This window comes from Pseudonocardia kunmingensis, from assembly GCF_006716445.1.
In the GTDB taxonomy this organism is placed as follows: domain Bacteria; phylum Actinomycetota; class Actinomycetes; order Mycobacteriales; family Pseudonocardiaceae; genus Pseudonocardia; species Pseudonocardia kunmingensis.
The window spans coordinates 144,377-169,343 of sequence record NZ_VFPA01000003.1 but is presented as its reverse complement, the minus strand read 5'-3'; the positions used below and the strand labels follow the sequence as shown (position 1 = coordinate 169,343).

General features: G+C 72.8%; 23 protein-coding genes. 11 read left to right on the top strand and 12 right to left on the bottom strand.

Going from position 1 to position 24,967, the window contains the following annotated elements:
* The first annotated feature begins 13 nt into the window (after positions 1–13).
* From FB558_RS23705 to FB558_RS23675, 7 genes are read left to right on the top strand one after another with little or no spacing between them, the layout of a single operon-like run.
* Positions 14–1,141 carry an LLM class flavin-dependent oxidoreductase gene (locus FB558_RS23705; RefSeq protein ID WP_211366797.1) on the top strand — a complete coding sequence of 376 codons (1,128 nt, stop codon included), beginning with the start codon at positions 14–16 and terminating at the stop codon, positions 1,139–1,141.
* A complete protein-coding gene (locus FB558_RS23700) occupies positions 1,138–2,346 on the top strand; it encodes a M20 family metallopeptidase (RefSeq protein WP_142056979.1) in 1,209 nt (402 codons plus the stop codon). The genes FB558_RS23705 and FB558_RS23700 overlap by 4 nt, the downstream gene beginning before the upstream one ends.
* Positions 2,343–3,653 carry an MFS transporter gene (locus tag FB558_RS23695; RefSeq protein ID WP_142056977.1) on the top strand — a complete coding sequence of 437 codons (1,311 nt, stop codon included), beginning with the start codon at positions 2,343–2,345 and terminating at the stop codon, positions 3,651–3,653. The genes FB558_RS23700 and FB558_RS23695 overlap by 4 nt, the downstream gene beginning before the upstream one ends.
* Positions 3,654–3,657: 4 nt before the next feature.
* Positions 3,658–4,521 (top strand): FAD binding domain-containing protein, encoded by an 864-nt coding sequence (locus tag FB558_RS23690; protein ID WP_281288671.1) that lies wholly within the window; start codon positions 3,658–3,660, stop codon positions 4,519–4,521.
* Positions 4,512–4,982 carry a (2Fe-2S)-binding protein gene (locus FB558_RS23685; protein ID WP_142056975.1) on the top strand — a complete coding sequence of 157 codons (471 nt, stop codon included), beginning with the start codon at positions 4,512–4,514 and terminating at the stop codon, positions 4,980–4,982. Before FB558_RS23690 ends, FB558_RS23685 begins: the two co-directional genes overlap by 10 nt.
* Positions 4,979–7,240, top strand: coding sequence for a xanthine dehydrogenase subunit D (pucD, locus tag FB558_RS23680; protein ID WP_142056973.1), 2,262 nt, complete (start codon positions 4,979–4,981; stop codon positions 7,238–7,240). The genes FB558_RS23685 and pucD overlap by 4 nt, the downstream gene beginning before the upstream one ends.
* Positions 7,237–8,256 carry an asparaginase gene (locus tag FB558_RS23675; protein WP_142056971.1) on the top strand — a complete coding sequence of 340 codons (1,020 nt, stop codon included), beginning with the start codon at positions 7,237–7,239 and terminating at the stop codon, positions 8,254–8,256. The genes pucD and FB558_RS23675 overlap by 4 nt, the downstream gene beginning before the upstream one ends.
* Before the next feature lie 340 nt (positions 8,257–8,596).
* Here the strand turns inward: FB558_RS23675 and FB558_RS23670 are convergent, their stop codons facing one another.
* Positions 8,597–10,792: a hypothetical protein gene (locus tag FB558_RS23670; protein ID WP_142056969.1), complete on the bottom strand. Its 2,196-nt coding sequence runs from the start codon at positions 10,790–10,792 to the stop codon at positions 8,597–8,599.
* Between the two features lie 287 nt (positions 10,793–11,079).
* Here FB558_RS23670 and FB558_RS23665 point away from each other — a divergent pair, with 287 nt between their 5' ends.
* Entirely contained in the window at positions 11,080–11,982 is a 903-nt protein-coding gene (locus FB558_RS23665) for an NADP-dependent oxidoreductase (RefSeq protein WP_142056967.1), read from the top strand.
* 29 nt (positions 11,983–12,011) lie between these two features.
* Here FB558_RS23665 and FB558_RS23660 read toward each other — a convergent pair whose 3' ends face one another.
* The 4 genes from FB558_RS23660 to FB558_RS23645 are packed head-to-tail and all read right to left on the bottom strand — an operon-like array spanning position 12,012 to position 16,339.
* Positions 12,012–13,517, bottom strand: coding sequence for a tripartite tricarboxylate transporter permease (locus tag FB558_RS23660; RefSeq protein WP_142056965.1), 1,506 nt, complete (start codon positions 13,515–13,517; stop codon positions 12,012–12,014).
* A 4-nt stretch (positions 13,518–13,521) separates the two neighbouring features.
* A complete protein-coding gene (locus tag FB558_RS23655; protein ID WP_170231493.1) occupies positions 13,522–14,082 on the bottom strand; it encodes a tripartite tricarboxylate transporter TctB family protein in 561 nt (186 codons plus the stop codon).
* Entirely contained in the window at positions 14,079–15,062 is a 984-nt protein-coding gene (locus tag FB558_RS23650; RefSeq protein ID WP_142056962.1) for a tripartite tricarboxylate transporter substrate binding protein, read from the bottom strand. Before FB558_RS23650 ends, FB558_RS23655 begins: the two co-directional genes overlap by 4 nt.
* Positions 15,059–16,339 (bottom strand): CaiB/BaiF CoA transferase family protein, encoded by a 1,281-nt coding sequence (locus tag FB558_RS23645; protein WP_246106712.1) that lies wholly within the window; start codon positions 16,337–16,339, stop codon positions 15,059–15,061. The genes FB558_RS23650 and FB558_RS23645 overlap by 4 nt, the downstream gene beginning before the upstream one ends.
* A gap of 125 nt (positions 16,340–16,464) precedes the next feature.
* On the opposite strand from FB558_RS23645, the gene FB558_RS23640 reads away from it, so the two are divergent.
* The 3 genes from FB558_RS23640 to FB558_RS23630 are packed head-to-tail and all read left to right on the top strand — an operon-like array spanning position 16,465 to position 19,008.
* Positions 16,465–17,196, top strand: a complete 732-nt coding sequence (locus FB558_RS23640; RefSeq protein WP_246106711.1) for a GntR family transcriptional regulator — start codon at positions 16,465–16,467, stop codon at positions 17,194–17,196.
* A gap of 26 nt (positions 17,197–17,222) precedes the next feature.
* Positions 17,223–18,668, top strand: a complete 1,446-nt coding sequence (locus tag FB558_RS23635; RefSeq protein WP_142056960.1) for an Nramp family divalent metal transporter — start codon at positions 17,223–17,225, stop codon at positions 18,666–18,668.
* Positions 18,669–18,687: 19 nt separating this feature from the next.
* The gene (locus tag FB558_RS23630; protein WP_142056958.1) at positions 18,688–19,008 is read left to right on the top strand and encodes a hypothetical protein; all 321 of its coding nucleotides are present in this window, start codon (positions 18,688–18,690) and stop codon (positions 19,006–19,008) included.
* Positions 19,009–19,062: 54 nt separating this feature from the next.
* Here the strand turns inward: FB558_RS23630 and FB558_RS23625 are convergent, their stop codons facing one another.
* The 7 genes from FB558_RS23625 to FB558_RS23595 are packed head-to-tail and all read right to left on the bottom strand — an operon-like array spanning position 19,063 to position 24,841.
* Complete coding sequence (locus FB558_RS23625; protein ID WP_211366796.1) at positions 19,063–19,482, bottom strand: NUDIX hydrolase; 420 nt, start codon at positions 19,480–19,482, stop codon at positions 19,063–19,065.
* A gap of 33 nt (positions 19,483–19,515) precedes the next feature.
* On the bottom strand, positions 19,516–20,304 hold the full coding sequence (locus FB558_RS23620) for an SDR family oxidoreductase (protein ID WP_142056954.1): 789 nt from the start codon (positions 20,302–20,304) through the stop codon (positions 19,516–19,518).
* A gap of 22 nt (positions 20,305–20,326) precedes the next feature.
* Entirely contained in the window at positions 20,327–21,076 is a 750-nt protein-coding gene (locus FB558_RS23615; protein WP_142056952.1) for an IclR family transcriptional regulator, read from the bottom strand.
* 34 nt (positions 21,077–21,110) lie between these two features.
* A complete protein-coding gene (gene kduI, locus FB558_RS23610; RefSeq protein WP_142056949.1) occupies positions 21,111–21,941 on the bottom strand; it encodes a 5-dehydro-4-deoxy-D-glucuronate isomerase in 831 nt (276 codons plus the stop codon).
* 13 nt (positions 21,942–21,954) lie between these two features.
* Positions 21,955–23,259: a TRAP transporter large permease gene (locus FB558_RS23605; RefSeq protein ID WP_142056947.1), complete on the bottom strand. Its 1,305-nt coding sequence runs from the start codon at positions 23,257–23,259 to the stop codon at positions 21,955–21,957.
* Positions 23,260–23,274: 15 nt separating this feature from the next.
* Positions 23,275–23,778 carry a TRAP transporter small permease gene (locus FB558_RS23600; protein WP_142056945.1) on the bottom strand — a complete coding sequence of 168 codons (504 nt, stop codon included), beginning with the start codon at positions 23,776–23,778 and terminating at the stop codon, positions 23,275–23,277.
* 13 nt (positions 23,779–23,791) lie between these two features.
* Positions 23,792–24,841, bottom strand: a complete 1,050-nt coding sequence (locus tag FB558_RS23595; protein WP_142056943.1) for a TRAP transporter substrate-binding protein — start codon at positions 24,839–24,841, stop codon at positions 23,792–23,794.
* Between the last annotated feature and the right edge of the window lie 126 nt (positions 24,842–24,967).

Here is a 24,967-nt window from a genome sequence, read left to right as displayed (position 1 = left end):
AGCACCCTGTCTGTTGACACATGTCAGACAGCTGCTTAGCCTTCCGTCCACCTCGTGCCCGAATGGAGTCGATGGACCCGTGCAGACCGAGTTCTCATCCACGCCGATCGCCTTCGGCGTCCGCTTCCCGCCCTGCGGCTCCGCCCGCGCCGTCGCGGACGCCGTCGCACTGAGCGAGCGCAAAGGCTTCGACGTCGCGTGGATCGCCGACTCCCAGCTGCTGTGGCGTGACGTCTTCGCGACGATGGCGCTCGCGGCGACCGCGACCGAGCACATCACCCTCGCGTCCGCTGTCACGAACTTCGTCACCCGACACCCGAGCGTCGTCGCCTCGGCGGCGAACACGGTGAACGAGCTCGCGCCCGGTCGGGTGCTCCTCGGGGTCGGCACGGGCGACAGCTCGGTCAAGCCGCTCGGGATGCGCCCTAGCCGCCTGGCCGAGATGCGCGACGGCATCGCGATGGTGCGCACGCTGCTCGCCGACGAGGTCCAGGATTACGGCCAGCGCCGCGCGAAGCTGCGGGCGCCCGTGTCACCGGTGCCGGTGCACATCGCGGCCAGCGGACCGCGCTCGCTGCGCATGGCCGGTGAGGTCGCGGACGGCGTGCTGACCCTTGCCGGGATCTCACCCGAGACGATGTCCGGTACCCGGGACGCGGTCGCGGCGGGCGCGGCAGCCGCCGGCCGTGACATCACGGACCTCGCTTTCACCGTCGGGGCATTCTGCAAGATCACCGAGGACATCGAGCGGGATGCCGCGATCCTCAAACCCATCTGCCTGCACATGGCGAGCATCGGCGGGCAGGACTTCCTCCGGCTGGCGGGCATCGAGCTCCCGCCGCCGCCCGCGGTCCCCGAGGTCTACCCGGACATGGTGCACGCGGAGGACTGGGACCTCGCCGTCGCCCAGGCGGGTCGCTACGTCACCGACGAGATGGCGGTGCGGTTCTCGCAGACCTTCTGCCTCTTCGGCACGGTCGAGGAGGTCCTCTCCAGGATCCGGCGTGCGGTGGACGTCGGCGCGACCGGTTTCTACCTGCGTCACGTTGGCAACTACACGTTGCCGATCGAGCTTGTCGAGACGTTCGGCGACGAGGTCCTGCCGCACTTCTCCGCCGCGGTGTCCGGGGTGCGGCCGTGAGCGACCTCCTGCTGGAGTCGGCGGTGGACCTGGCGCGGATCCCGTCCGCGGTGCCGCCCGGAGCGAACACGCTGATCGAGCCGGACGACCCGCTCCTGGTCGACTACGTCCAGAAGCACCTGCGGCCACGGTTCGTTGGCGTCGGCTGCCGCGACGTCCTCGACCTGCCGCGCAACCAGTTCGCCGTCCGCTTCGGAACCGGTGCCGGGCCGTGCCTCGCGCTCGTTGCGTACACGCCGACGCAGCACCACAACCTCATGGCCGACCCGTGGTCCGGGCGGATTGCGACACCGCCGGGCATCGACGAGCCGTGCCTGTTCGGCCAGGGGATCACCCAGAACAAGGTGCACCAGGCCTGCCTGCTGAGCACCGCCGCGTGGCTGTCCCGAAGCGACCCGGAACTCGACGGCACGCTCCTGCTCTGCATCAACAACGAGGGGCGCAGTAGCCACGACTGCTCGAATGCACTGCTCGACGCGCTGCCGGTCCGGCCGGACCTGATGATCCAGCTCTTCCCGACCGCTTTCGCGATCTCGACGGGCAACCGCGGGCGGATCGACCTGCATGTCGATGTCTCCGGGCGGGCGAGCCACTCCTCGACGCCGCCCCCGGGCGGGGGCGTCATCGCGACCGCCCGCCAGGTGCTCAACCGGATCGACGCGCTCGACGCAGACGTCCGGCGCCGGGTACACCCCCGCCTCGGGCACGAGCACGCGGTGCCCTACCAGGTTGTGTTCGAGCCGCTCGCCCCGCACACCCTGCCCGCGTCGGCGCGCATCACGGTGGACCGCAGGTTGCTGCCTGGCACCGACCCGGACGGAACGGCCGATGAGCTGCGCCGCGCCCTGGAAGGGCTCGACGACCATTGCGAGGTCACGGTGCGCCCGGGCGTTCGCATGCTCCCCGCCGAGTTCCCCGCAGATCGCGCTGCCCTGCTCGAACCGCTGGAACGCGCGGTGGGCGCGTACCGCGGCAGCCCTGCGGCCCACACGACCTACGGCGGCACCTTCGACGCGGGCGGCCCGTCGGCGCGAGGCGTGCCGACGGTGATGTTCGGCGTCCCCGAGGAAGGCGACCTCCTCGGCGACGACTTCGTCCGCGTGTCGGACCTGCGCCTGCAGGACCGCATCGTCCAGGACATGGTCGCGACCTTCTTCGGCATCGAGCGCGCGGAAGTCCCATCCACCCGGAGGCTTCGTCCATGAGAACGTCCACAGATCAGGCGCGCCGCGTCCTGATCGCCAGCCTCGTCGGCAGCACCGTCGAGTGGTACGAGTTCTTCATCTACGGGACAGCGGCGTCGCTGCTGTTCGACGAGTTGTTCTTTCCAGACTTCGACCCGCTGGTCAGCGCGTTGCTGGCGCTCTCGACGTTCGCGATCGCCTTCGTCGCCCGGCCGATCGGCGGGGCCGTCTTCGGACACTTCGGCGACCGTATCGGCCGCAAGTCGATGCTCGTGATCACGCTGACGATGATGGGCGCGGCGACCTTCGCCATCGGGCTCCTGCCGACGTACGCGCAGATCGGCGTCGCGGCGCCGTTGCTGCTCGTCCTGCTTCGCCTCGTCCAAGGCTTCTCCCTCGGGGGCGAGTACGGCGGCGCTGTCCTGATGAGCATCGAGCACGCCGGGACCAACAAGCGCGGGTTCTTCGGGGCAGTGGTCAACACCGGCGCAGGCTGGGGCCTCCTGTTGGCCAACCTCGTGTTCCTCGCGGTCTCGCAACTGCCCGACGAGGCCTTTCGGACGTGGGGCTGGCGAGTGCCGTTCCTGCTCAGCGCCGTGCTGGTGGTGCTCGGCCTGGTGATCAGGCTGAAGCTGGACGAAAGTCCGGACTTCCAGGCCGTGAAGCAGTCCGGCGAGGTTCGCAAGGCACCCGTGGTGGAGGTGCTGCGGCGCCATGGCGGGCTCGTGGCGCTCGTCTGCCTGGCCTACCTCTCCGCGGGCGTCACGTTCTACGTCGGCACCGTCTTCTCGCTCTCGTACGGAACCGGCCGGGGCACCGGCCGCAGCACCCTGCTCGGGCTGGTGACCGCGGTCAACGTGCTGACGATCCTCGCGATCCCGTTCTTCGGCTGGCTGTCCGACCGCTACGACCGCAAGCGGATCTTCCTCGCCGGAATTGTGGGGATGGCCGCATTGTGCTGGGTCTGGTTCCCGCTGCTCGGCGCCGGCAGCACCGCATTGATGCTGCTCGGGTTCGTGATCCTCTTCATCCCGTACGCCGCCAACTACGGCGTCATGCCGGCGTTCTTCGCCCACGTCTTCCCCGCGCCGGTGCGCTATACGGGCCTGTCCATCGGGTACACGCTCGGCACCGTGCTGGGCAGCGGCCTCGCGCCGATCATCGCGACGTTCCTGCTGGGCACGACGGGCGGCTGGCCGGCCATCGCGTTCTACATGAGCGGTGTGGGCGTGCTGTCGTTCGTCGCTGCGTTGTTCCTGCACGAGCGCCACGGCGAGCCCGCTGTGGCCGGGAAGGCGGGCATCGCGCCCGCCGGAACGTCGAGCTGACGGCGTGGTTCGATTCCTGCGGCCCGGCTCCCTCGCCGAGGCGTGCGCGATGCGGGCGGAGCAGCCCGATGCGGTTCCGCTCGCGGGTGGCACCGACCTGCTCGTGCAGCTCAATCTCCGCCGGGAGCGGCCAGCCGCGCTACTCGACCTCAGCGGGGTGGCGGAGCTGGCGGAGTGGTCCCGCGAGGGGGACGGGTTCCGGATCGGCGCGGGCGTGCCGTTCACCCGGATCGTTGGCGAGATCGGCGAGCAGGTGCCGGCGCTCGCAGCGGCGGCGCGGACGATCGGTTCCGCGCAGATCCGCAATCGCGGGACCCTGGGTGGCAACCTCGGTACGGCCTCACCCGCGGGCGACGCGCTGCCGCCACTCGTCGCGACGGGTGGCGAGGTGGAACTCGTGTCGGTGCGAGGTCGCCGGACCGTGAGCGTCGAGGAGTTCTGCACCGGCCCGAAGACCAGCCTGCTGGCGCCCGACGAGCTGGTGGCGGAGGTGCGAGTGCCGGTGCGGCGAGGGCCGCAGCACTTCGCGAAGGTGGGCCCGCGAAACGCGATGGTGATCGCGGTCGCCGCCGTCGCCACGGCCGTGGACGCCCCGGGACGAGCGGTTCGAGTCGCGTTCGGCGCCGCAGGCCCACGACCGGCGCGGGCGCGCTCCGCAGAAGAGTTCGCCGCAGCGGCCCTGGACTGGGACCGGGGGCCGGTCGACCCGGGTGTGGCGGCTCGGTTCGGCGCTCTCGTGGCCGAATCCTGCGCACCGATCGACGACGTGCGCGCGACCGCCGCCTACCGCAGGCGGGCGGTAGCGGTGCTGGCCGCCCGATCACTGACCTGGACGTGGAACGAGTACCGGAGGGACATGTGCGCCTGAACTGCATGGTCAACGGTGAGCACCGCGAGGTGGACGGGCTCTGCGGTGCCGAGAGCCTGCTGTTCGCCCTCCGGGAGCACATGGGTCTGCCCGGCGCGAAGAACGCGTGCGAGCAGGGCGAGTGCGGTTCCTGCACGATCTACCTCGACGGCGCCGCGGTGTGTTCCTGCCTCGTCGCCGCCGGGCAGGCCGAGGGCCGCGAGGTCGTGACGGTCGAGGGACTCGCCGACGGGGAGGACCTGCATCCCGTCCAGGAGGCGTTCCTCGAAGCGGGTGCGGTGCAATGCGGCTTCTGCACGCCCGGGTTGGTCGTCGCGGTGCACGACCTGCTGGCCCGCACTCCTGAGCCGGACGACGCGACGATCCGGGAAGCGCTCGCGGGGAATCTCTGCCGGTGCACCGGCTACGAGAAGATCATCGACGCCGTACGGCTGGCGGCGACGCGGGTGGGGGCGTTGTGACGGCCGCTCCTGAGGTCCTGCGGGACACCGTCGGCAGCAGCCCCCGGCGACCCGATGGCGTGCCGAAGGTGCGCGGGGAGTTCGCCTACTCCTCGGACCTGCACGCCGAGGGGATGCTCTGGGCCGCGACGGTCCGCAGCCCGCACCCGCACGCGCGCATCCGCACCATCAGTACGAGCGTCGCCGGTGCCCTCGACGGCGTACGCGGCGTCCTGACAGCCCGCGACGTCCCCGGCCGCAACCGGTTCGGGCTCGAGACGCGCGACCAGCCGGTGCTCGCCGACGATGTCGTCCGCTTCCTGGGGGAGCCGGTCGCGGTCGTGGCGGCGGACCATCCCGACGTGGCGCGGCGTGCGGCTGCCGCCGTGGCCGTGGACTACGAGGTGCTCGACCCGCTGCTGGACCCCGAGGCCGCGCTGAGCGGTGCCGGGCCCCGGCTGCACGAGAACGGAAACGTCGTGGCGCACCGCCCGATCCGCAAGGGCGAGCCGGATCCCGTGGCCGAGGTCGTAGTCCGCGGGCGGTACGAGGTCGGGATGCAGGACCAGGCGTTCCTCGGCCCCGAGTCGTGCCTCGCGCTGCCCGTCGAGGACGGCGGCGTCGAGCTGTACTGCTCCACGCAGTGGCTGCACATCGACCAGGACCAGCTCGCCGGCGTCCTCGGGCTGCCCACGGAGAAGGTGCGCCTCGTCCTCTCGGGGGTCGGCGGCGCGTTCGGCGGGAAGGAGGACCTGTCGGTCCAGGCGCACGCGTGCCTGCTCGCGCTGCACACCGGACGCCCGGTGAAGATGGTCTACGACCGCGAGGAGTCGTTCGTCGGGCACGTGCACCGCCATCCCGCCTGGATGGAGTACGAGCACGGCGCCACCCGCGACGGGCGCCTCGTCTACGTGCGGGCCCGGATCCTGCTCGACGGCGGCGCGTACGCCTCCACCTCCCGCGCTGTGGCAGGGAACGCGGGGTGCTTCGCCGTGGGCCCCTACGAGGTGCCGAACGTGCACGTCGACAGCTACGCCGTCTACACCAACAACCCGCCGTGCGGCGCGATGCGCGGCTTCGGAGCCGTGCAGACCTGCTTCGGATACGAGTCGCAGATGGACAAGCTGGCCACCGCGCTCGGCATGCACCCGGTGGACCTGCGGCAGCGCAACGCCGTCCACACCGGCAGCGCGATGGCCACCGGGCAGCGGATCGACGGGCCGGCGCCGGTTGCGGAGCTCCTCTCCCGGGTGCGGGACGCACCGGTGCCGGCCGAGGACGACGATCGGCGCCCCGGCGGCACGGGCGGCACGACGCGCGGTGAGGGCGTCCGGCGGGGCATCGGGTACGGGGTGTCGGTCAAGAACGTGTGCAAGTCGCTCGGCTACGACGACTACGGCACAGCGCGCGTGCGGCTGTCGGTCAGCGGGGGAGTGCCGGTCGCGCAGGTGCACACCGCGGCTGCCGAGGTCGGCCAGGGACTCGTCACCGTGCAGGGCCAGATCGTGCGGACGGAACTGGGCATCGATTCCGTCGTCGTGCTCCCGGCCGACACGGACGTCGGCGACGCGGGCACGTCCTCGGCGTCTCGCCAGACGTGGATCTCCGGCGGCGCCGTCAGGGCCGCATGCGTCGCGGTGCGGCAGCGGGTGCTCGAGATGGCGGCCGCTGCCACGGGTGAACCCGCGGAGTCGTTGCGGCTCGAGCCGGGGGGAACGGTGGTCACCGGTAACGGGGAGATCCCCGTGGCCGCCGTGCTCGGCGACACCGCCGTAGACGAGACCCGGGAGTTCCGGCACCGGCAGACTTTCCCGCTGGACCCCGAGACCGGCCAGGGTGACGGGCACGTCGCCTTCGCGTTCGCCGCGCACCGCGCGATCGTCGACGTGGACGTCGATCTCGGCCTGGTCCGGGTCGTCGAGATCGCGTGCGCTCAGGATGTCGGGAAGGCGATCAACCCGGACGCGGTCGCCGGGCAGATGCACGGCGGGATCGCCCAGGGGCTCGGGTTGGCGCTGATGGAGGAGGTGCAGGTGGCTGACGGGCGGATCCGCAACCCGTCCCTCACCGACTACCTCATCCCTACAGCGCTCGACATGCCCGCAATCCGCCTGGACGTCCTGGAGATCCCGCGCGACGACTCGCCGTACGGCCTGACCGGGGTGGGTGAGCCGTCCCTCCTGTCGTGCCCGCCCGCGATCGTCGCGGCCGTCCGCGACGCCTGCGGGGTCGATCTCGTGCGGATCCCCGTACGGCCCGAAGCGATCGCCCAGCTGTGAAGGTCGCCGTCCTGGCCATGGGCGGCACGATCGCGTCCGCGGGCACCGGTGGGGTCACACCGAGGCTGTCGCCGGACGATCTCGTCGCGGCCGTGCCGCAGCTGCGCGACGTGGCCGCGATCGAGACGGCGTCGTTCCGGCAGGTGCCCTCCGGCGACCTGACGTTGACCGACGTGGCCGAGCTGGCAGTCGAGATCGGCCGGCGCCTCGCGGGCGGCGCCGACGGGATCGTCGTCACGCAGGGCACGGACACCATTGAGGAGACGGCCTTCGCGCTCGACTTGCTCCTCCCGGGGCCGCAGCCGGTGGTCGTCACCGGGGCGATGCGCAACCCCACCCTCCCAGGAGCTGACGGTCCCGCGAACCTCCTCGCCGCCGTGCAGGTCGCGGCGTGCCCGCAGGCCTCCCGGATGGGTGTGCTCGTCGTCGCGAACGACGAGGTCCACGCGGCGCGGTTCGTGCGCAAGACCGCGACGGCGAGCCCGGCCACCTTCCGGTCGGGCACGGTGGGGCCGGTGGGCTGGCTCGTCGAGGGCCGACCGCACATCGCGTTCCGCGTTCCGTCCCTGGGCATCGGAGAGTTGCCCGTCCCGGGTCCGATACCGCCGGTGGCCCTGCTGACCTCCGTCATCGGTGATGACGCCCGGCTGGTCCCCGAGTTGGAGCGACTCGGGTACGCCGGCCTGGTCATCGCCGGGTTCGGCGGCGGCCATGTCCCCGGGGCGGTCGCGCCGGTGCTGGCAGAGTCGGCGACCCACATCCCGGTGGTGCTGGCGTCGCGCGCGGGAAGTGGCGAGTTGCTCCGGACAACCTACGGGTTTCCCGGCGCCGAACGGGATCTGCTCGCCAGCGGGCTGATCTCCGCGGAGTTCCTGGACGCACCGAAGGCGCGGGTACTGCTGAGCCTGATCCTGGCGGGCGGCGCCGAACCAGGGGAGGTGCGCGCGGTGTTCGAGAAGGTGGGCGCCTCGGGATCCGGCCCTACTTCGCCACGGCGAGGAAGCAGTATTGGTTGACCCTGCACAGGCAGTCGTCCTCGGGCCGCACTCGCGCAGGTCGGACCGGGCATTGATGTCGTGCCGCCGGGCGGCCAGCCTCGGGCAACCACGTCCATCGGGCCGCTCGGGTCGAGCCCGTGCACAGCGCCGACCGGCCCGCGGCGTCGGCCAGCGACACGAGGAAGGCGGGCCCGATCCCACGTTCAGCACCCGCTCGCCCGGGCGCGCACGGAGCTGCGCGAGCACCGCGTCGCGCTGCTGGACGACGTCCGAAACGGAGTAGATGCGCTGGATGCGGCGGGCCGCGCTCGTCGAACCGGATCACCCCTGAGGACCGCGGGCCCGGGCTGCGGGTTGCTCAGTCGTCGACGGCCCGCGCCGCCCAGATGATCCGGCCCGTGGCGCCCGGGGTGGTGAACTGGGGGTTGGGGGCGGCGGCGGTGAAGGTCGCGGCCTGCCCGGGCGGCACGTCCAGCGGGTGCGTGGCGACGATCGTGCCGTCGGCGGAGACCTCGACCTTGCCGCGCGCGGGCGAGGTGCCGGAGTTGGTCACCGTGATCGTCACGGTGCAGGTCTCGGTGACGCAGCGCGTCTCGGGCTCCAGCGCGATCGCGACCTGCGGCCGTTCCTGCAGCCGCTGCGCGAGCGACTTCGGCGCCTCCGCGGCGCGGATCGAGGCCGCGGCCCCGTCGACGGTGCCCGCCTCCTCGGGCGGGACGCCGGACACCCGCACGGGTGCGCGTCCGTCGGCGGGGCCGACGTCGAGGGCGAGCGGCGGGTGCGGCGGGGCGGCGGCCACGGCCACCCGGCGGTCGCCGTCGACGAGCACGAGGGCGTCCTGCCCGTCGACCTGCAGCCGCTCGAGCGCCTCCCACGGCCGGGGCTGCCCGTCCGGTCGCAGGTCTGCGGCGAGTGCGTGCGGGTGCAGTTGCAGGACCGGGTCGATCTCCTGGATCTCGGTGAGCGGATCGGCCACCCAGACGTCGGCGAGGTCGTCGGCGCGGGCTGCGTGGTGGTAGAGCCACCACTCCTTGTTCCCGCGCAGCAGGGTGCCCGAGGCGTCCCGGACGAGCTCCGCGGTGGCGCTCCCGCCGTTCCGCGACAGGCTGCCCCGGGTGCCGGCCGCGGTGACCGTGAGGTCGAAGCGGATCTCTCCTCCGTCGAGAGCGGCCACCGTGCCCTGGTAGCGCGCGCCGCTCCACCCCTCCGCCTCGGTGGCGGCCGCGGTGACGAGCTCCCCGGGCTGCGTGCGGGCCAGCCACAGCGTCAGCGCCACGCCCGCGACGATCGCGACGAGGATGCCGACGAGCGTCAGCGGCCAGGCCCTGCGCCTGCGGCGCGGCGCCGCACCGGCGACGGCCTGCCCGGTGCCGGTGTCCGTGCCGGAGTGGGCCTTGCCTTCCGGGCTGGGAGGGGGCCAGGACTGCGTACCGCGGCCGCCCGGACGCTCGCCGGTCGTGAACGCCCACGCGCCGGAACCCTCCGATGCCGCGGTGGCGGTGGTGGTGGCGGCCGGATCCGGGTCGGTCGTGGCGCCGGTGCCCGGCTCGGCCTGCTCCCCGGGCGGCCGGATCTCCGCGGGGGCCCGGGTGCCGGTGTGCTGCGTGCCGGTGTGCTGGGGTCCGGCGTGCGGCGTCTCGCGCGGCGTCCGGGGGAGCGCGCCGGTGGCGGGTGGGGGAACGGTCCCCGCAGGCGGGGCCGCCGGGATCCGGCCCGTGGGTGCGACGGCGGGGACCTGCCCCGACCGCGCGTGCAGCGCCGGCATCGGGCCGGTCGCGTCGGCCTGCGTCACCGCGGGCGTGAACACGGACGGCGCCGGAGCGGCCGCGCCCGCCGGCGGGGGCCCGCCCTGCGGTGCGCCCGCCGGGGGCGGCCACGGCGGGCCGCCCGCGGGCCCGGGGTCGAACAGGCTCGCTGGGCCGGCTCCCGGCGGTGGCGGCGGTGGTGGTGGCGCTGGCGGTGGCGGGCCGGGGTGGGCGAGGTCCGGGTTGAACAGGTCCGCGGCGCCGTGGGACGCGCTCGCGCCCGGGTCGAGCACGGCGCGGCCGTGCGGATCGGGGCCGGGGTGGGGCGGGCCCGGGTCGAAGAGGTCGGCGGGCTCCGGGGGCGGGGGAGCGGCCGCCGGGACGGAGGGGAGCCCGGCGGTCGGCGCCCCGTCCGCAGGCGCCGGGATGGTGGGGATGCCCGTGGTCGGGGCCGCCTCGGCCGGCGAGCGGGGGACGTACGCGGACGGCTCGACCGGGTCGTCGGCGATCAGGGGGAGCCCCACGGTCGGCGGCGCGATCGGACCGGGCGGCAGGTCCGGTTCGTCCTCGGGGCGGTGCGCGACCGCCGGGCCGGCCGGTGCAGCGGGTCCGTCCGCGGTCCGTTCGGCGGCCTCCGGACCGGGTTCCTCCCGCAGGTCCATATCGGCCGGCAGCGGGCCCGTGGCGTCGGCCGGGAGGGTGACCGGGAGCGGGCCCGTGGCGTCCGCGCGCCCGATCGGGCGGGCGGCGCCGCTCTCGTCGGTCGTGGTGCCGCTGCCCCCGGACGGGTCAGTGCCACGTCCGGCCATCGGCTCTCCTCCCCCCATCGTTCGGACGCCCCGCGGCGGCGCCGTCCGCACCCTGGACGGCTCGGGCCATCCTGCCCAGCGCAGTGTGCGGCGGATCACAAAGCTGCGCCCTGGCGTGCCGATGCAGCTTCGCACGGGCGCGGGCGGCGTCCGGCGGACACCTCGGCGCGCGGCGCCCGGTGCCGCCTGCGCGCGACGAACGGCGCACGCCGCCGGTCCCTTGCGATGAGGTCCCCCGGTGATGTCCCCAGTAATGTCCCAGTGGCATCGGGGGGCGGAGGAGCGGGATGCGGGCGTACGGGTTCATCGACGCGGGCGGGCCGGAGAAGCTGACCGTCCTCGACGTCCCGGTGCCCGAGCCGGGCCCGGACGAGCTCCGGGTGCGGGTGCGGGCTGCGGGCGTGAACCCCGGCGACTGGCGGCTGCGCAACGGGGACTACGGCGTCCGGGGCCCCGCGGCGCTGGGCCGTGAGGTGGCAGGCACCGTCACGGCGCTCGGGCCGGGGGTCAGCGGGTTCGCGGTGGGTGACGAGGTCTTCGGCGGCTGCCCCGGCATGGTCGGCGGGTGGGCAGAGCAGGCGCTGGTCACGGCGTCGTTCACGGCGCAGCGGCCCGCGGGCGTGGCGCCGGAGGTCGCGGCGGCGCTCCCGGTCGCGGCGGGCACGGCGTACGACGCCCTGACCGCGCTGGACCTCCCCGCGGGCGCGGTGCTGCTGGTCAACGGCGCCGGCGGAGGCGTCGGGATCCCGGTCGTGCAGCTGGCGCGGGCCCGGGGCATCCGCGTCGTCGGGGTCGCCGGCCCGGGCAAGCACGACCTGCTCGCCGGGTTCGGGGCGATCCCGGTCGCCTACGGCGACGGGCTCCTGGACCGGGTTCGCGCCGTCGCGCCCGACGGCGTCGACGCGGCCTTCGACCTCGTCGGCGGCGAAGCGCTGCGCACCGTCGCACCGCTGGTGGCCGACCGCTCGCGCCTCCTGTCCGTGGCGGACAAGCCGCTGGTCCGCGAGCTCGGCGGCCGCGAGGTCGAGCGCGACCGCAGCACGGCGGTCCTCACCGAGCTGGCCCGGCTGGTCGCGGCAGGATCGTTGGACCCGCACGTCACGCAGGTCCGCCGCCTGGACGAGGCGGCGGCTGCCCTGGCCTGGGTGGAGGAGGGCCACGCGGTGGGCAAGGTGATCCTGACCCCCTGATCCGTGACGAACGGCACTCTCGTCTGTACCTAGCCGACGAGCGTGCCGTTCGTCGCCTTGGAGCGCTTCGCGCGGAACCGCGAGACGATCCCCGGGCCCACCAGCAGCAGCACCGCGAGCACCAGGACCGCGACGCAGAGCGGGCGGGTGAAGACGATCAGCAGGTCGCCGTCGCCGATCGAGCTGGTCTGCACCAGTGCCTTCTCGAACAGCGGCCCGAGCACGAGGCCCAGCACGAGCGGCGCGGTGGGGAAGCCGAGGCGCTTCATCGCGTAGCCGATCAGCCCGAAGACGAGCACGACCCACATGCTGAACGTGTTGTTGGAGATCGCATAGGCGCCCAGCAGGCTCGTGAACAGGATCAGCGGGTAGAGGTAGCCGTAGGGCACCCGCAGCAGCTGGGCGAACACCGGGGCGAGGGGCAGGTTGAGCACCAGCAGGATCAGGTTGCCGATGAAGAACGACGCGAGCAGGCCCCACACCAGCGCGGGCTGCTGCTCGAACAGCAGCGGCCCGGGCTGGATGCCGTAGATCGTGAACGCGCCGAGCAGCACGGCCGTGGTGGCGCCACCGGGCACGCCGAGCGTCAGCGTCGGCACGAAGTTGGCGTTGGCCGCCGCGTTGTTGGCGCTCTCCGGCGCGGCCACGCCCTCGATCGCCCCGCTGCCGAACTCGTCCTTGTGCTTCGAGACCCGCTTCTCGACGCCGTAGGCCATGAACGAGGCCAGCGTGGAGCCCGCGCCGGGCAGGCAGCCGAACAGGAACCCGACGCCGCTGCCGCGCAGGATCGCGCCGCCGGAGCGCTTCAGGTCGTCGCGGCTGATCATCAGCTCCCGGAAGCGGGCGCGGATCGGCGCGGCCGCGCCCTCGTGGATCTGGTGCAGCACCTCTCCCACCGCGAACAGCCCGATCATCACCTCGACGAACGGGATGCCCGAGAGCAGGTCGACCGAGCCGAAGGTGTAGCGGGAGACGCCGCTGCCGGTGTCGACGCCCACCATCGCGATGGCGAGCCCGACCACCGCCATCGTGGCGCCGAGCACCCGGTCCTCGCCGGAGAAGCTGACGATCGTGGCCAGCCCGAGCACCATCACGGCCAGCATCTCCGGTGGCCCGAAGCGCAGCGCGAACTCGGCGAACGGGGGAGCGAGCGCCATCAGCAGGGCCAACGAGATGATCGCCGCGACGAACGACCCGATCGCCGAGATCGACAGCGCGGCGCCCGCCCGTCCCCTGCGCGCCATCTGGTAGCCGTCGATGGTCGTGACGACGGTGGCCGCCTCACCCGGCGTCGAGATCAGGACCGAGGTGATCGTGCCGCCGTACTGGGCGCCGTAGTAGATCCCGGCGAGCATGATCAGCGCCGTCACCGGCTCGAGCCCGAGGGTCAGCGGCAGCAGGATCGCCACACCGGTGGTGGAACCCAGGCCGGGCAGCACGCCGATCACGGTGCCGAGCAGCACCCCGAGGAAGCACCACGCCAGGTTCTCGACCGAGAGCGCCGTCTCGAAGCCGAGCAGGAGGTTGTCGATCACTGGCTCACCACCCCAGCAGGTCGCCGAGCAGGCCGGTCGGGAGCGGCACGTCGAGGAACTCCTCGAAGACGCCGTAGCCGGCGGCCACCGCCACCACCGTGACGAGCAGCGCCACCAGCGGCGGGCGCCGCTCGACGACCGCGGAGACGAAGAGCACCAGCAGGCCGAAGGCGGGCAGGAACCCGAGCAGGGGCACCAGCAGCACGGTGACCGGCAGGGCGAGCACCACCATCCACAGCTGGCGGACGCGCTGGGCGTCGGTGCGCCCGAACACGTCCACCCCGCCGCCCGTCGGCGCGGCCCGGTCACCCGCCCGCATGCGCCGCAGCCGGACGAGCAGCTGCCCCGCGCTCAGCAGCAGGAGCAGCAGGCCCAGCACCATCGGGAGCAGGCCGGGACCGACCCGCCCCTCCTCGCCGAGGATGCCGTAGCCGAACGAGGTGACGAACACCGCCGCCCCGAGGGCCGCGAGGACCCCGAACGCGATCGCCTGCGGGCCCGGGCCCGCCGTCCCGAGCGGCTCGGGGCCCGTCGCCTCCGATGCCTCGGCTGCCGACCCGGTCACTGCTTCAGCGCCTCCTCCAGCAGCGTCCGGTTGCGTCCGAGGTACTCGACGAACTCCGGTCCGGCCGCGGTCACCGGCTGCAGGTAGCTCTCCTCGACGTAGGTGCGGTACTCCTCGGTCTCCAGCGCGCGCGTCATCGTGTCGATCCAGTACCGCTGCTGCTCCTCGTCGATGCCGCCCGGCGCGAGCACGCCGCGGAACTGCGCGAACGAGACCGGGATGCCCTGCTCGGTGGCCGTCGGGATCTCCTGCAGCGCGCCGTAGTCGTAGCGCTCCTCGGCGAACGCGCAGACGGCGCGCAGGTCGCCGGAGTCGAGCTGGCCGATCACCTCGCCCGGGTTGAGCGAGGCGATGTCGATCTGGCCGCCGAGGAGCGCGGCAATCAGCTCGCCGCCGGACTCGAACGCCACCCGGTCGAACTGCACGCCCGTCTCGTTCTCGGTGAGGCTCAGGACGATGTTGTCCAGCCCGGTCTGGCCGCTGATCCCGGCGACGACCCGCTGCCCGCGTGCGGCGTCGACCACGTCGGTGCAGCTCTGGTACGGCGCCGCGGCCGGCACGACGAGGAGCGTGTAGTCCTCCGCGATCTTCATGATCGGGGTGAAGTCCTCGTAGGTGAACTCGACCTGCCCGCCCGCCGGCAGCGCGAGCAGCGCGGTCTCGGTGGCGAGCAGGGTCTCGGCGTCGCCCTCGCGGCCGAGGAAGTAGGAGTAGCCGACGGCGCCCGAGCCGCCCTCCCGGTTCTCGACGGACACGGTGACGTCGGGCGCGGCCGCCTCGATGGCCGCCGCGACCGCCCGGCCCGCCCGGTCGCTGCCGCCGCCCGCGGAGAACGGCACGATCATCGTGACGTCGCCGTCGGGCTGCCAGCCCTGCGCCGCGTCGCCACCGCCGCCCTCTGCGCCGCCGCACCCCGCGAGCGCGAGCGCGCCGACGGCCGCGACCGCCAATGCGGTCCTGGTCGCTGCACCGTTCCTCATGCCGGGTCCTCCCTCTCGCTCGTGCCGGACGGATCGGGTGGCGCCGCCTCGCCGAGTGCGGCGGCGCCCTGGGCGGCGAGCGCGCGGATCTCACCGTCGGAGTAGCCGACGGCGCGCAGCGCGTCGGCCGTGCCCTCGCCCAGCAGTGGGCCGGCGGCGGCGCGGACGGCCGGGGTGCGTGAGAACCGCATCGGCGAGCCGAGCTGGCGCACCGCGCCCAGCACGGGGTGCTCGGCGTCCCAGAAGTACTCGCGCCGGTTGAGGTGCTCGTCGGTGAACACCTGGCCGTAGTCGGCGATCGGGGCGCACGGCACGCCGGCGTCGTCGAGGGCGCGCACCAGGTCGGCGCTGGTCCAGTTGCGGGTGACGTCCTCGATCTCGGCGATCAGGGCCTCCCGGTGCGCGTGGCGCCGGGACGCGTCGGCGTAGCGCTCGTCGCCCCGGAGGGCGCCGAGGCCGAGCACGTCGCACAGGCCCGACCAGGTCTTGGGGGTGACGGCGCCGAGGGTGACGTGGCCGTCGGAGGTGCGGACGGCCTGGTAGGGGGCGCTGGTCTGGTGGGCCGACCCCAGCGGGCGGCCGACCTCGCCGGTGGCGAAGTACTTCCCCGCCTCCCAGACGGCGAAGGACACGCCCGCCTCCAGCAGCGAGACGTCCACGTGCTGGCCGCGCCCGGTGCGGTCGCGCTCGCGCAGCGCGGCGGTGACGGCGAGCGCGACGTAGAGCGCACAGACCAGGTCGCAGATCGGCACCCCGATCTTCGTGGGCTCCCCGTCGGGGGTGCCGGTGATGCTCATCAGGCCGCCGCGGGCCTGCGCCATGATGTCGAGCCCGGGCAGGTGCGCGAGCGGACCGTCCTGGCCCCAGCCCGACGCCGAGGCGTAGACCAGCCGCGGGGCCGACTCGCGGAGGCTCTCGTAGTCGAGTCCGAGCTTGCGCATGGCGCCCGGCCGCAGGTTCTCCACCAGCACGTCGGCGTCGGCGGCCAGCCGCCGCAGCGCCTCCCGGCCCGCCTCGGACTTCAGGTCGAGGGCGACCGAGCGCTTGTTGCGGTTGAGGCGGGCGAACGGGGAGCTGTGCCCGTCGAGGAACGGGCCGGTCGTGCGGACGGGGTCGCCCGCGCCCGGCACCTCGATCTTGAGGACCGTGGCGCCCAGGTCGGCGAGCTGCATCGTGGCGAACGGCGCCGCCATGAAGGCGCCGACCTCCAGGACGGTGACGCCGGCGAGCGGGGCCGTCCCCCCGGAGTCCCCGATCGAGCCCTCGGAACCCAGCACACGCACCTCCGCAGTCTTGGCGACATCGACAAGCTGAACTACTGTCTACAGAAGTTCGTAGGCGCAGGACAAGGGTCACGGCGAAACTCGCTCGGACCCGGCGCTCGGGGGAGGTGCGCACGACGGTGTCCGACCAGCGCATCGAGGCCCCGCCGAGCATCACGGCGCTCGCCGCGTCCGCACTGCGCCGGATGATCCTCGCCGGGGAGCTGCGGCCCGGGGACCGCGTCGTGGAGAACCAGGTGGCCACCCGGCTCGGCGTCAGCAAGCCGCCGCTGCGGGAGGCCCTGCGGGTGCTCGAGCAGGAGGGCCTGGTCGTGCGGACGCCGCGCCGCGGCGTGGTGGTGACGCCGCTGACGCTGCACGACGTCTACGAGATCTGCACCCTGCGCCACGACCTCGAGCACCTCGCCGTCGACCTCGGGGTGCCCTGTCACGCGCCCGAGCGCATCGAGCGGTGCCGTGCGGCATACGCGGAACTGGAACGGGCCGCCGCGGACGGCGACGCCGCCGCCGTCACCGAACGGGGCTTCGCCTTCCACGTCGCCGTGGTCGGGCTGGCCGGGCACCGCAGGCTGGAGGAGGCCTACCGCTCCCTCGCCCTGCAGCTGCACCTGTGCATGGCCATGAACCGCCGCGCCCGGCGCAGCCACGAGACGCTCGCCGGGGACGCCCGGCGCCACCTGCGCATCCTGGAGCTGGTGGAGGCGGGCGACCCCGCGGCCGTCCACGACGAGCTCGCCCACCACGGCGACCGGACCTTCCTGCTCACGGCGGGGGAGAACTTCCCCGGCGGCTCGCCCGAGTCGCTGGCCTGGCTGGAGCAGGTGCGCAGGCAGGAAAGCACCCGTCCCTGACCCCTCGTCACCGCAAAGGAGCGGCAATGGCGAACCCGGCCGAGACCACCGGCTTCCTCACCTACCCCGAGCCCCCGGACAAGCTGCGCCGCAGGCTCACCCTCGTCACGGCGCTGTCGGTGCTGGGGCCCGGCGCGATCGTCGCCTCGGCCAACATCGGCTCCGGGGAGATGGTGTTCGCCGCGCGCGGCGGAGCGATCTTCGGCTACGCGCTGCTGTGGGCGTTCCTCGTCTCGGCGGCGGCGAAGGCGGCACTGGCCTACTCGTTCAACCGCTACACGGTCGTGGCGGGCGAGCACCCCATGGCGCGGTGGGCCACGCTGTTCCGCGGCCCGCGCGGCTGGTTCACCCTGCTCATGGGCGTGGTGTCGATCGCGGCCGTGCCGTCGTGGGTGGGCGGGCTCGGCGTGGGAATCGGCGACCTCATGGCCTCGCTCACCGCCGTCGGCACCGGGGCGCTGTGGGCCACCGGGCTGATCGTGCTGTCCGGGTTGCTGTCCTGGTTCGGCGGCTACCAGCGCCTGGAGCGCGCGCAGACGGTGATCGTCGGGTTCATGCTGCTGGCCATCGCGATCAGCGTGGTGGTGCTGCAGCCCGACTGGCTCGCCGCGCTGGCGGGGCTGCTGCCGAGCGTCCCGGAGTACAACGGCTGGGTCGCGGGCGCCTACCCCGACATCGCCGAGCGCTCCGAGTGGCTCGAGCTCGCCGTGTACCTGGGCGCCGTCGGCGGCGGCACCTACGACTACATCGGCTACGCGGGCATGCTGCGCGAGAAGCGCTGGGGAATGCTCGGCCGCGACGACCAGGCCGGGCTGGCCGAGCGGCTCGCGGCGCTGCCCCGCGGGGCCCGGCTGCCGCTGTCGGAGGACCCCGAGCAGGTCGCCCGCGGGCGGGCGTGGAGCCGCGCGCCGCTGGGCGACACGGTGCTGTCGTTCACCGCGATCGTCGTCTTCGCGTCCATGTTCATGATCAACGGCGCGTCCCTGCTCGCCGAACAGCAGCAGATCCCCGAGGGCAACGACACCCTCACCTACCAGGCCGGCTTCCTCACGGCCATCCACCCGACGCTGCAGTACCTCTACTACGTCGCCGTCTTCTTCGCGTTCTTCGGCTCGCTCTACGCGTTCTGGGAGCTCTACACCTACACCGCCTACGAGACCCTGTCCCCGGTGATCGGACGGCTGCGCCGCGCCGGGCCGCGCGTCCTGCGGCCATGGATGTACGGATACATCCTGGTCGCGAGCCTCGCGCTGGTGTTCACGGTCGGCGAGCTGGTGGTGATCGTGACGCCCGCGTCCGTGCTCGGCGGCCTGCTGGCCTCGGGGCTGTTCTGCCTCGCGATCCTGTGGACCGAGCACAAGGTCCTGCCGCCCGCCTACCGCCTCACGACGGCGGGCCGCTGGTGGGTGCTGCTGTCCGGGATCCTGCTGACGGTGCTGGGGGTGGTCTCGACGTGGCAGCTGTTCGCCTGACGTCGACGGGGGGAGCGTCGTGAGGCCCGGGAGCGCCGTCGCCACCGCCTGCCTCGCCGTGCTGTCGGTGTGGCGGTTCGTGGACGGGTCGCCGGTGTGGGCCGCGGTCTTCGCCGGGCTGGCGCTGCTGCAGCTCGGGTTCGCCCTGCGCGGGAGCGGGGCGTCCCGCGTCCCGGCGGCCGCCGACCCGGCCCGCCGCGGGTGGATCCGGATCGCCGTGGCCAACCTCGTGCTGGCCCTCGCCGCGGTGTTCTGGTTCCCGCCGCTGGCGCTGGTGCTCGCCGGGTTGGGCCTCTACGCGGCCCACCGGGCCCGGGCTCCGAAAGCGCGATCCGCATGACGAACGGCACTTTCGTCGACTAGGTACCGACGAAAGTGCCGTTCGTCCGGTGGTCTACCGCGCGCCGCCCGGGAGGCGGCGGGGGTCGGCGGACCACGTCGCGATGGACCTGCGATAGCCCTCCGGCAGCCGGAGGCGGTCGAGCTCGCGCGCCGTGAAGAGCCCGACCTCCACGTGCTCGTCGGAGAGCACCGGCTCGGCGTCGGGCCCGGGTGCGCAGCCGTAGGTCACCACGAAGACGTGCCGGTCGACCGTCGTGACGTGGTACAGCCACGCGTCGAGCAGCGGCCCGGCGCGCACGACCCGGCCCGTCTCCTCGGCGATCTCCCGGACGACGCACTGCTCGGGCGTCTCCCCGATCTCGATGCGCCCTCCGGGCAGCTCCCACTCGTCGCGGTCGTTGCGCAGCAGCAGCACCCGGTCGCCCGCGTCGAGCACGACGCCCTTGACCGAGACGGGGAAGGAGGGCGGCACGCCGCCATCCTCGGGCACCGGCTCCCGCGAACCTCAGCGGGCCAGCCAGCCGCCGTCGACCGGCAGGACCGCGCCGTGGACGTAGTCGGCGGCCTTCGAGCAGAGGAACAGGACCGCCCCGGCGATGTCGGACGCCTCGGCCCAGCGGCCCGCCGGGATGCGGTCGAGGATCGCGCGGCTGCGCTCGGCGTCCTGGCGCAGGTCGTGGGTGTTGTCGGTGGCGACGTAGCCGGGGGCCACGGCGTTGACGTTCACGCCTCGAGCGGCCCACTCGTTGGCCAGTGCCTTGGTCAGCCCGGCCACGGCGGACTTGGACGCGGTGTAGCCCGGCACCAGCACCCCGCCCTGGAAGCTGAGCATCGACGCGGTGTTGACGATCTTGCCGCTGCCGCGGCGGACCATGGTGGCACCGACCTCGCGCGACAGCACGAACGCGGCGCGCAGGTTCACCTCGAGGACCTGGTCGAAGTCGGCGTCGGGGTGCTGGTGGGCGGGGGAGCGGCGGATCGTGCCGGCGTTGTTGACGAGGATGTCGACGTCGCGGGCGGCGAGGTCGGCGGCCAGCGCGGCGACCTGCTCGCGCACGGCGAAGTCGGCCCGCAGCGGCACGAACGTCCGGCCCTTCGCCTCGACCGCGGCGCGGACCGGGCTGTCGCCGTCGGGCAGGTCGGAGCCGACGCCGATGACGTCGGCACCCGCCGCGGCGAGGCACTCCGCGATGGCGAGGCCGATGCCGCGGCGCGCCCCCGTCACCACGGCCAGCCGGCCGTCGAGACCGAACAGGCTCTCCGCGTAGGAGGCGGGGGTGGTCGCAGTCGTCATGGTGGTGGGGCTCTCCTACTCGTCAGGGTGTGTGACCGAGCGCGGCGGAGATCTTCTCGGCAGCCGCGATGGCGTACGGCGCCATCGCCGCCACCTGCTCGGGGGTGTGTTCGAGGGTGAGCGTGGAGATGCTCAACCCGTACTTGATCGTTCCGGTGTGGTCCCGGACGGGTGCCGCGACGCAGCGCACACCCGGCTCGTTCTCCTCGTCGTCCTCGGCGAAGCCGCGCTCGCGCACCGCAGCGGCGGCAGCGCGTAGCCCCTCGAGATCCCGGATGCTGTGTTCAGTGCGGGGCGGCACCCCGGTGCGGGCTGCGTAGCGGGCCAGCCCCTCGTCGGTGTAGCCGCTGAGCACGGTCTTCCCGATGCCCGAGGTGTGCATCGGAATCGCCAGCCCCACCCGCGACGGCATCCGGTAGGGCTTGTCGGAATCGGCGCGGATCAGGTAGATGATCTCGTCGCCGTTCGCGACGCCCACGTGCACCGTGCACTGAACCTGGGCCACGAGCTCGTCGACGATCGGCTGGGCGATCGCCGAGATGTCGATGCGCTGCAGCGCCCGCCCGGCGAGCGACAGGATCGTCGGCCCGGGCACGTAGGTGCCGTTGGAGCCGACCGAGACGAACCCCCGGTCCACGAGCGTGGAGAGGATCCGGTGCGTGGTGGCCTTGGCCAGCCCTGTCGCCTCCACCACGTCGGTGAACCGCGGGTGCTCCAGCACGGCGGAGAGCACGAGCAGGGTCTTCTCGCTCGCGTTCGTGGAGGGGGGCATGTCTCACCTGTCGTCCGGGCTCAGCGCATCCCCGTCAGCGCATCTCGGCGATGGGGACGCCGTCCATGTCGTCGAAGGACTGATTCTCCCCTGCCATGGCCCAGACGAAGCTGTAGCTGGCCGAGCCGAAGCCGCAGTGCACCGACCAGCTCGGCGAGATGACGGCCTGCCCGTCGGCGACCAGCAGGTGGCGGGTCTGCGACGGCTCACCCATGAGGTGCACGATCCGGGCGTCCGCCGGCAGGTCGAAGTAGAGGTAGGCCTCCATCCGCCGGTCGTGGGTGTGCGCGGGCATGGTGTTCCACATGCTGCCCTCGTGCAGGGTCGTCACCCCCATCACGACCTGGCAGCTGCGCACGCCGTTCTCGTGGATGTACTGGTTGAGGGTGCGGCGGTTGGACGTGACGCCGTCGCCGAGCTCGCGCACGTTCCCGGTACCGGCCTCGACGAACGTGGTCGGGTACGCGGTGTGCGCGGGCGCGGAGAAGAGGTAGAACCGCGCGGGTGCGGCGCCGTCGGCCGAGGTGAAGGTGACCTCGCGCGCCCCGCGCCCGACGTACAGGCACGATCCCGTGCCGACGTCGTACGTCGTGCCGTCGACGGTGATCGTGCCGCGGCCCCCGACGTTGACGATCCCGGCCTCGCGGTGGGAGAAGAAGAACTCGCTGCGGATCTCCGGGAAGGTCGGCAGCGCGACGGTGCGCGCCACGGGTTGCACGCCGGCGAGCACGACCCGGTCGTGGTGGGTGTACACCGCCTGGACCTCGTCGGCGACGAACAGGTCCTCGACGAGGTAGCGCCGCCGCAGCTCCGCGGTGTCCATCCCGGGGATCTGCTCGGGGCTGGTGGCGTAGCGCTGCTGCATGGGAGTCCTCTCTCTACAGAAGGCCGAGAAGGCCGGGGAGCCAGAGCGACATCCCCGGGGTGAAGATCACGATGATGAGCACGACGATGAGCGCGACGAAGAAGGGGATCAGGCGCCGGATCACGTCTTCGATGCCGAGGTCCGCCACTTTGGCGCCCACGAACAGGATCGGGCCGACCGGTGGCGTGATCGTGCCGATGCTGAGCGCGAACACGATCATCAGGCCGAAGTGCACCGGGTGGATCCCGAAGCTCTCGACGATCGGCAGGAAGATCGGGGTGAAGATCAGCACGGCCGGCGTGGGGTCCATGAAGCACCCGATCACCAGCAGCATGACCGCGATCAGCAGGAGGAGCATCACCGGGTTGCGGGTGAGGCTGAACATCGCCTCGGAGACCATCTGCGGGATCCGGGCGAACGACAGGACGAAGCCCATGATCGTCGAGACGCCGATCAGGAACATCACGACGGACGTGGTCCGCGTGGCGTCCATGAGGATGCCCGGCAGCTGCCGCACGGAGATCGCGCGGTAGAGGAACGACAGCAGCAGGGCGTAGAGCACCGCGATGCAGGACGCCTCGGTCGGGGTGAAGACCCCGGCGAGGATCCCGCCGATCACCACGACGATGAGCAGCAGTGCCGGCACCGCGTCCAGCAGCACCTTGAACGCCTGCGCGACGCCGAGCCGGTCGGTGACCTTGAGCTCGGGACGCTTGCGGGCGTAGAGGTGCACGATCGCCATGCAGACGACCGCCCACGCGATCCCGGGCAGGTACCCGGCCACGAACAGGGCCGCGACCGAGCTGCCCGACACCAGCGAGTAGACGATCATCAGGTTGCTCGGCGGGATGAGCATCCCCGACGGTGCCGACGCGATGTTCGTGGCGGCCGAGAAGCTGCGCTCGTAGCCGTCCTTGGCCTGCAGCGGCCCCATCGTCGAGCCGACGGCGGCCGCGGCCGCCACCCCCGAGCCGCTGACGGCCCCGAAGAGGGCGTTGGCCGCGACGTTCGTCTGGGCCAGCGATCCCGGCGCCTTGCCGACCAGCACCTTCGCGGCGTTGATCAACCGGAGGGCGATGCCGCCGTTGTTCATGATCACGCCGGCCAGCACGAAGAACGGGATGGCCAGCAGGGGGAACGAGTTGATCCCGCGGAAGATCTGCTGGGCCGAGGTGAGCACGCCGTCCTCGGTGCCGAGGATGACGAACATCGCCGCGAGCGAGGACAGTCCGACGGCGACGCTCACCGGCGCGCCGATGACGAGGAACGCGGCGATCCCGCCGAGCAGCAGGAGAGCGGCGAGTGCTCCGGGGTCCATGGGGCTCCTCCCTGCTCAGATGAGCTCGGGTTCGGTGTCCTCGACCGGGCGCTCGGCGCCGGTGAGGATCCGCACGAGGTGGTAGAGGGTGTAGAAGGCGATCAGGGCGCCGCTGATCGGCAGGGCCAGGTAGAGCGGGCCCACGGTGATCGGCAGGCCGGTGAGGTTCTGCCCCCACGCCAGCTGCGACACCAGGAACCCGCCCCACAGCAGGGCCAGCCCGGTGAAGGTGAGGATCGACAGCTGGACGACGACCGCGAACGCCATCTGGGCCGGCCGGGGCAGCCTGCGCATCGCCACGTCCACCGCGATGTGGCCGCGCTCGCCGAAGACGAGCGCGGAGCCGAACAGGCCCAGCCAGATGAACAGGTACTTGGCCAGCTCCTCGGACCACCCGCTCGGGCTGTCGAGGACCTGCCGGGTGAACACCTGCCACGAGACGTCGAGGACGAGCGCGGCGAACAGCACCACGCACACCAGGGTCAGCACGCGGTCCAGCGCGTTCTTCACTGCGGTCACGGTCGGTCCCCGGTCAGCCTGCGGCCGCGGCGGCGCGCACCTGCGCGTGGATCTCGCGGGTGACGTCGGTGGTCAGCTTCGAGTCGATCAGGGGGCGGAGCGCCTCGGCGAACGCCGCGGCGTCGACCTCGTTGAACTGCGCGCCCGCGTCCTTCGCGGCCTGCGTCGCGACGGCCACCTCGCGCTTCCAGAGCTCGGCCTCCTCCTCGATCGCGACGCCGAGCTCCTCCTCGAAGATCGCGCGGTGCTCCGGGGACAGGCCCTCCAGCACAGCCGGGTTGATGATCAGGTAGTCCGGGAACATGAGGTGCCGCGTGTAGCTGTAGTACGGAGCCACCTCGGCGTGCTTGAGGTTGGCGTAGATCAGCTCGTTGTTCTCGCCGCCCTCGATGACGCCGGACTGGATGGCCGTGTAGACCTCGCCCTGGCCCATGGGCGTGCCGCTGCCGCCCATCAGCCGCATCATCTCGATGTTCGTGTCGGACTCGATCACGCGGATCTTCATCCCGGCCAGGTCGGCGGGCGTCGTGATCGGGCGGTCGGCGTTGTAGACCGAGCGCACGCCGCCGTGGAACGCGCCGAGCACGCGGATGTTCTGGTCGTCCAGGGACGAGTACAGCTCGGAGACGATCGCGGGGTCGTTCGTCACCTGGCGCTGGTGGTCCTGCGAGTCGAAGGTGAACGGCAGGTTGAAGACCACGAAGTCGGGGTTGAAGTTCTCCAGCAGCGGACCGCCGACGTAGGCCATCTCGAGCGTGCCGGACTGGACGAGCTCGATCGTCTCCCGCTGGGCGCCGAGCGTCTCGTTCGGATAGACCTCGATGTCGTACGCGCCGCCGGTGCGCTCGCGCAACCGCTCGCCCATCGCCTCGAGGGCGATGAACTGCGGGTGGTTCTCCGGTTGGTTGAACGCCACCCGGAAGACCGTGTCCGCGGCCGTCGCCGCACCCCCACCGTCCTCGCCGACCGCGCCGGGCACCCCCGTACCCGCGCTGCACGCGCTGACCGCGAGCAGCGCCGCGCCGGCGACGGCCGCGAGCGCAGCTGCCTTCCCTCGTCTCATGCCGGACTCCCTCGTCGAAGCATCTGTGGAACTAGGTTCCGTGGTGCGGAACAAGCTAGCCGGGACCGGATCCCGGCGCGACAGCGGGGTGCGCGGTGCGTGATCGCGGGCGTCGCGCGACCGGGT

Excerpts from the sequence above, each read along its gene's own strand:
- FB558_RS23695 (WP_142056977.1), top strand. The coding sequence starts at position 2,343 with ATGAGAACGTCCACAGATCAGGCGCGCCGCGTCCTGATCGCCAGCCTC.
- FB558_RS23670 (WP_142056969.1), bottom strand. The coding sequence starts at position 10,792 with ATGGCCGGACGTGGCACTGACCCGTCCGGGGGCAGCGGCACCACGACC.
- FB558_RS23665 (WP_142056967.1), top strand. The coding sequence starts at position 11,080 with ATGCGGGCGTACGGGTTCATCGACGCGGGCGGGCCGGAGAAGCTGACC.
- FB558_RS23650 (WP_142056962.1), bottom strand. The coding sequence starts at position 15,062 with ATGAGGAACGGTGCAGCGACCAGGACCGCATTGGCGGTCGCGGCCGTC.
- FB558_RS23635 (WP_142056960.1), top strand. The coding sequence starts at position 17,223 with ATGGCGAACCCGGCCGAGACCACCGGCTTCCTCACCTACCCCGAGCCC.
- FB558_RS23620 (WP_142056954.1), bottom strand. The coding sequence starts at position 20,304 with ATGACGACTGCGACCACCCCCGCCTCCTACGCGGAGAGCCTGTTCGGT.
- FB558_RS23615 (WP_142056952.1), bottom strand. The coding sequence starts at position 21,076 with ATGCCCCCCTCCACGAACGCGAGCGAGAAGACCCTGCTCGTGCTCTCC.
- kduI (WP_142056949.1), bottom strand. The coding sequence starts at position 21,941 with ATGCAGCAGCGCTACGCCACCAGCCCCGAGCAGATCCCCGGGATGGAC.
- FB558_RS23605 (WP_142056947.1), bottom strand. The coding sequence starts at position 23,259 with ATGGACCCCGGAGCACTCGCCGCTCTCCTGCTGCTCGGCGGGATCGCC.
- FB558_RS23595 (WP_142056943.1), bottom strand. The coding sequence starts at position 24,841 with ATGAGACGAGGGAAGGCAGCTGCGCTCGCGGCCGTCGCCGGCGCGGCG.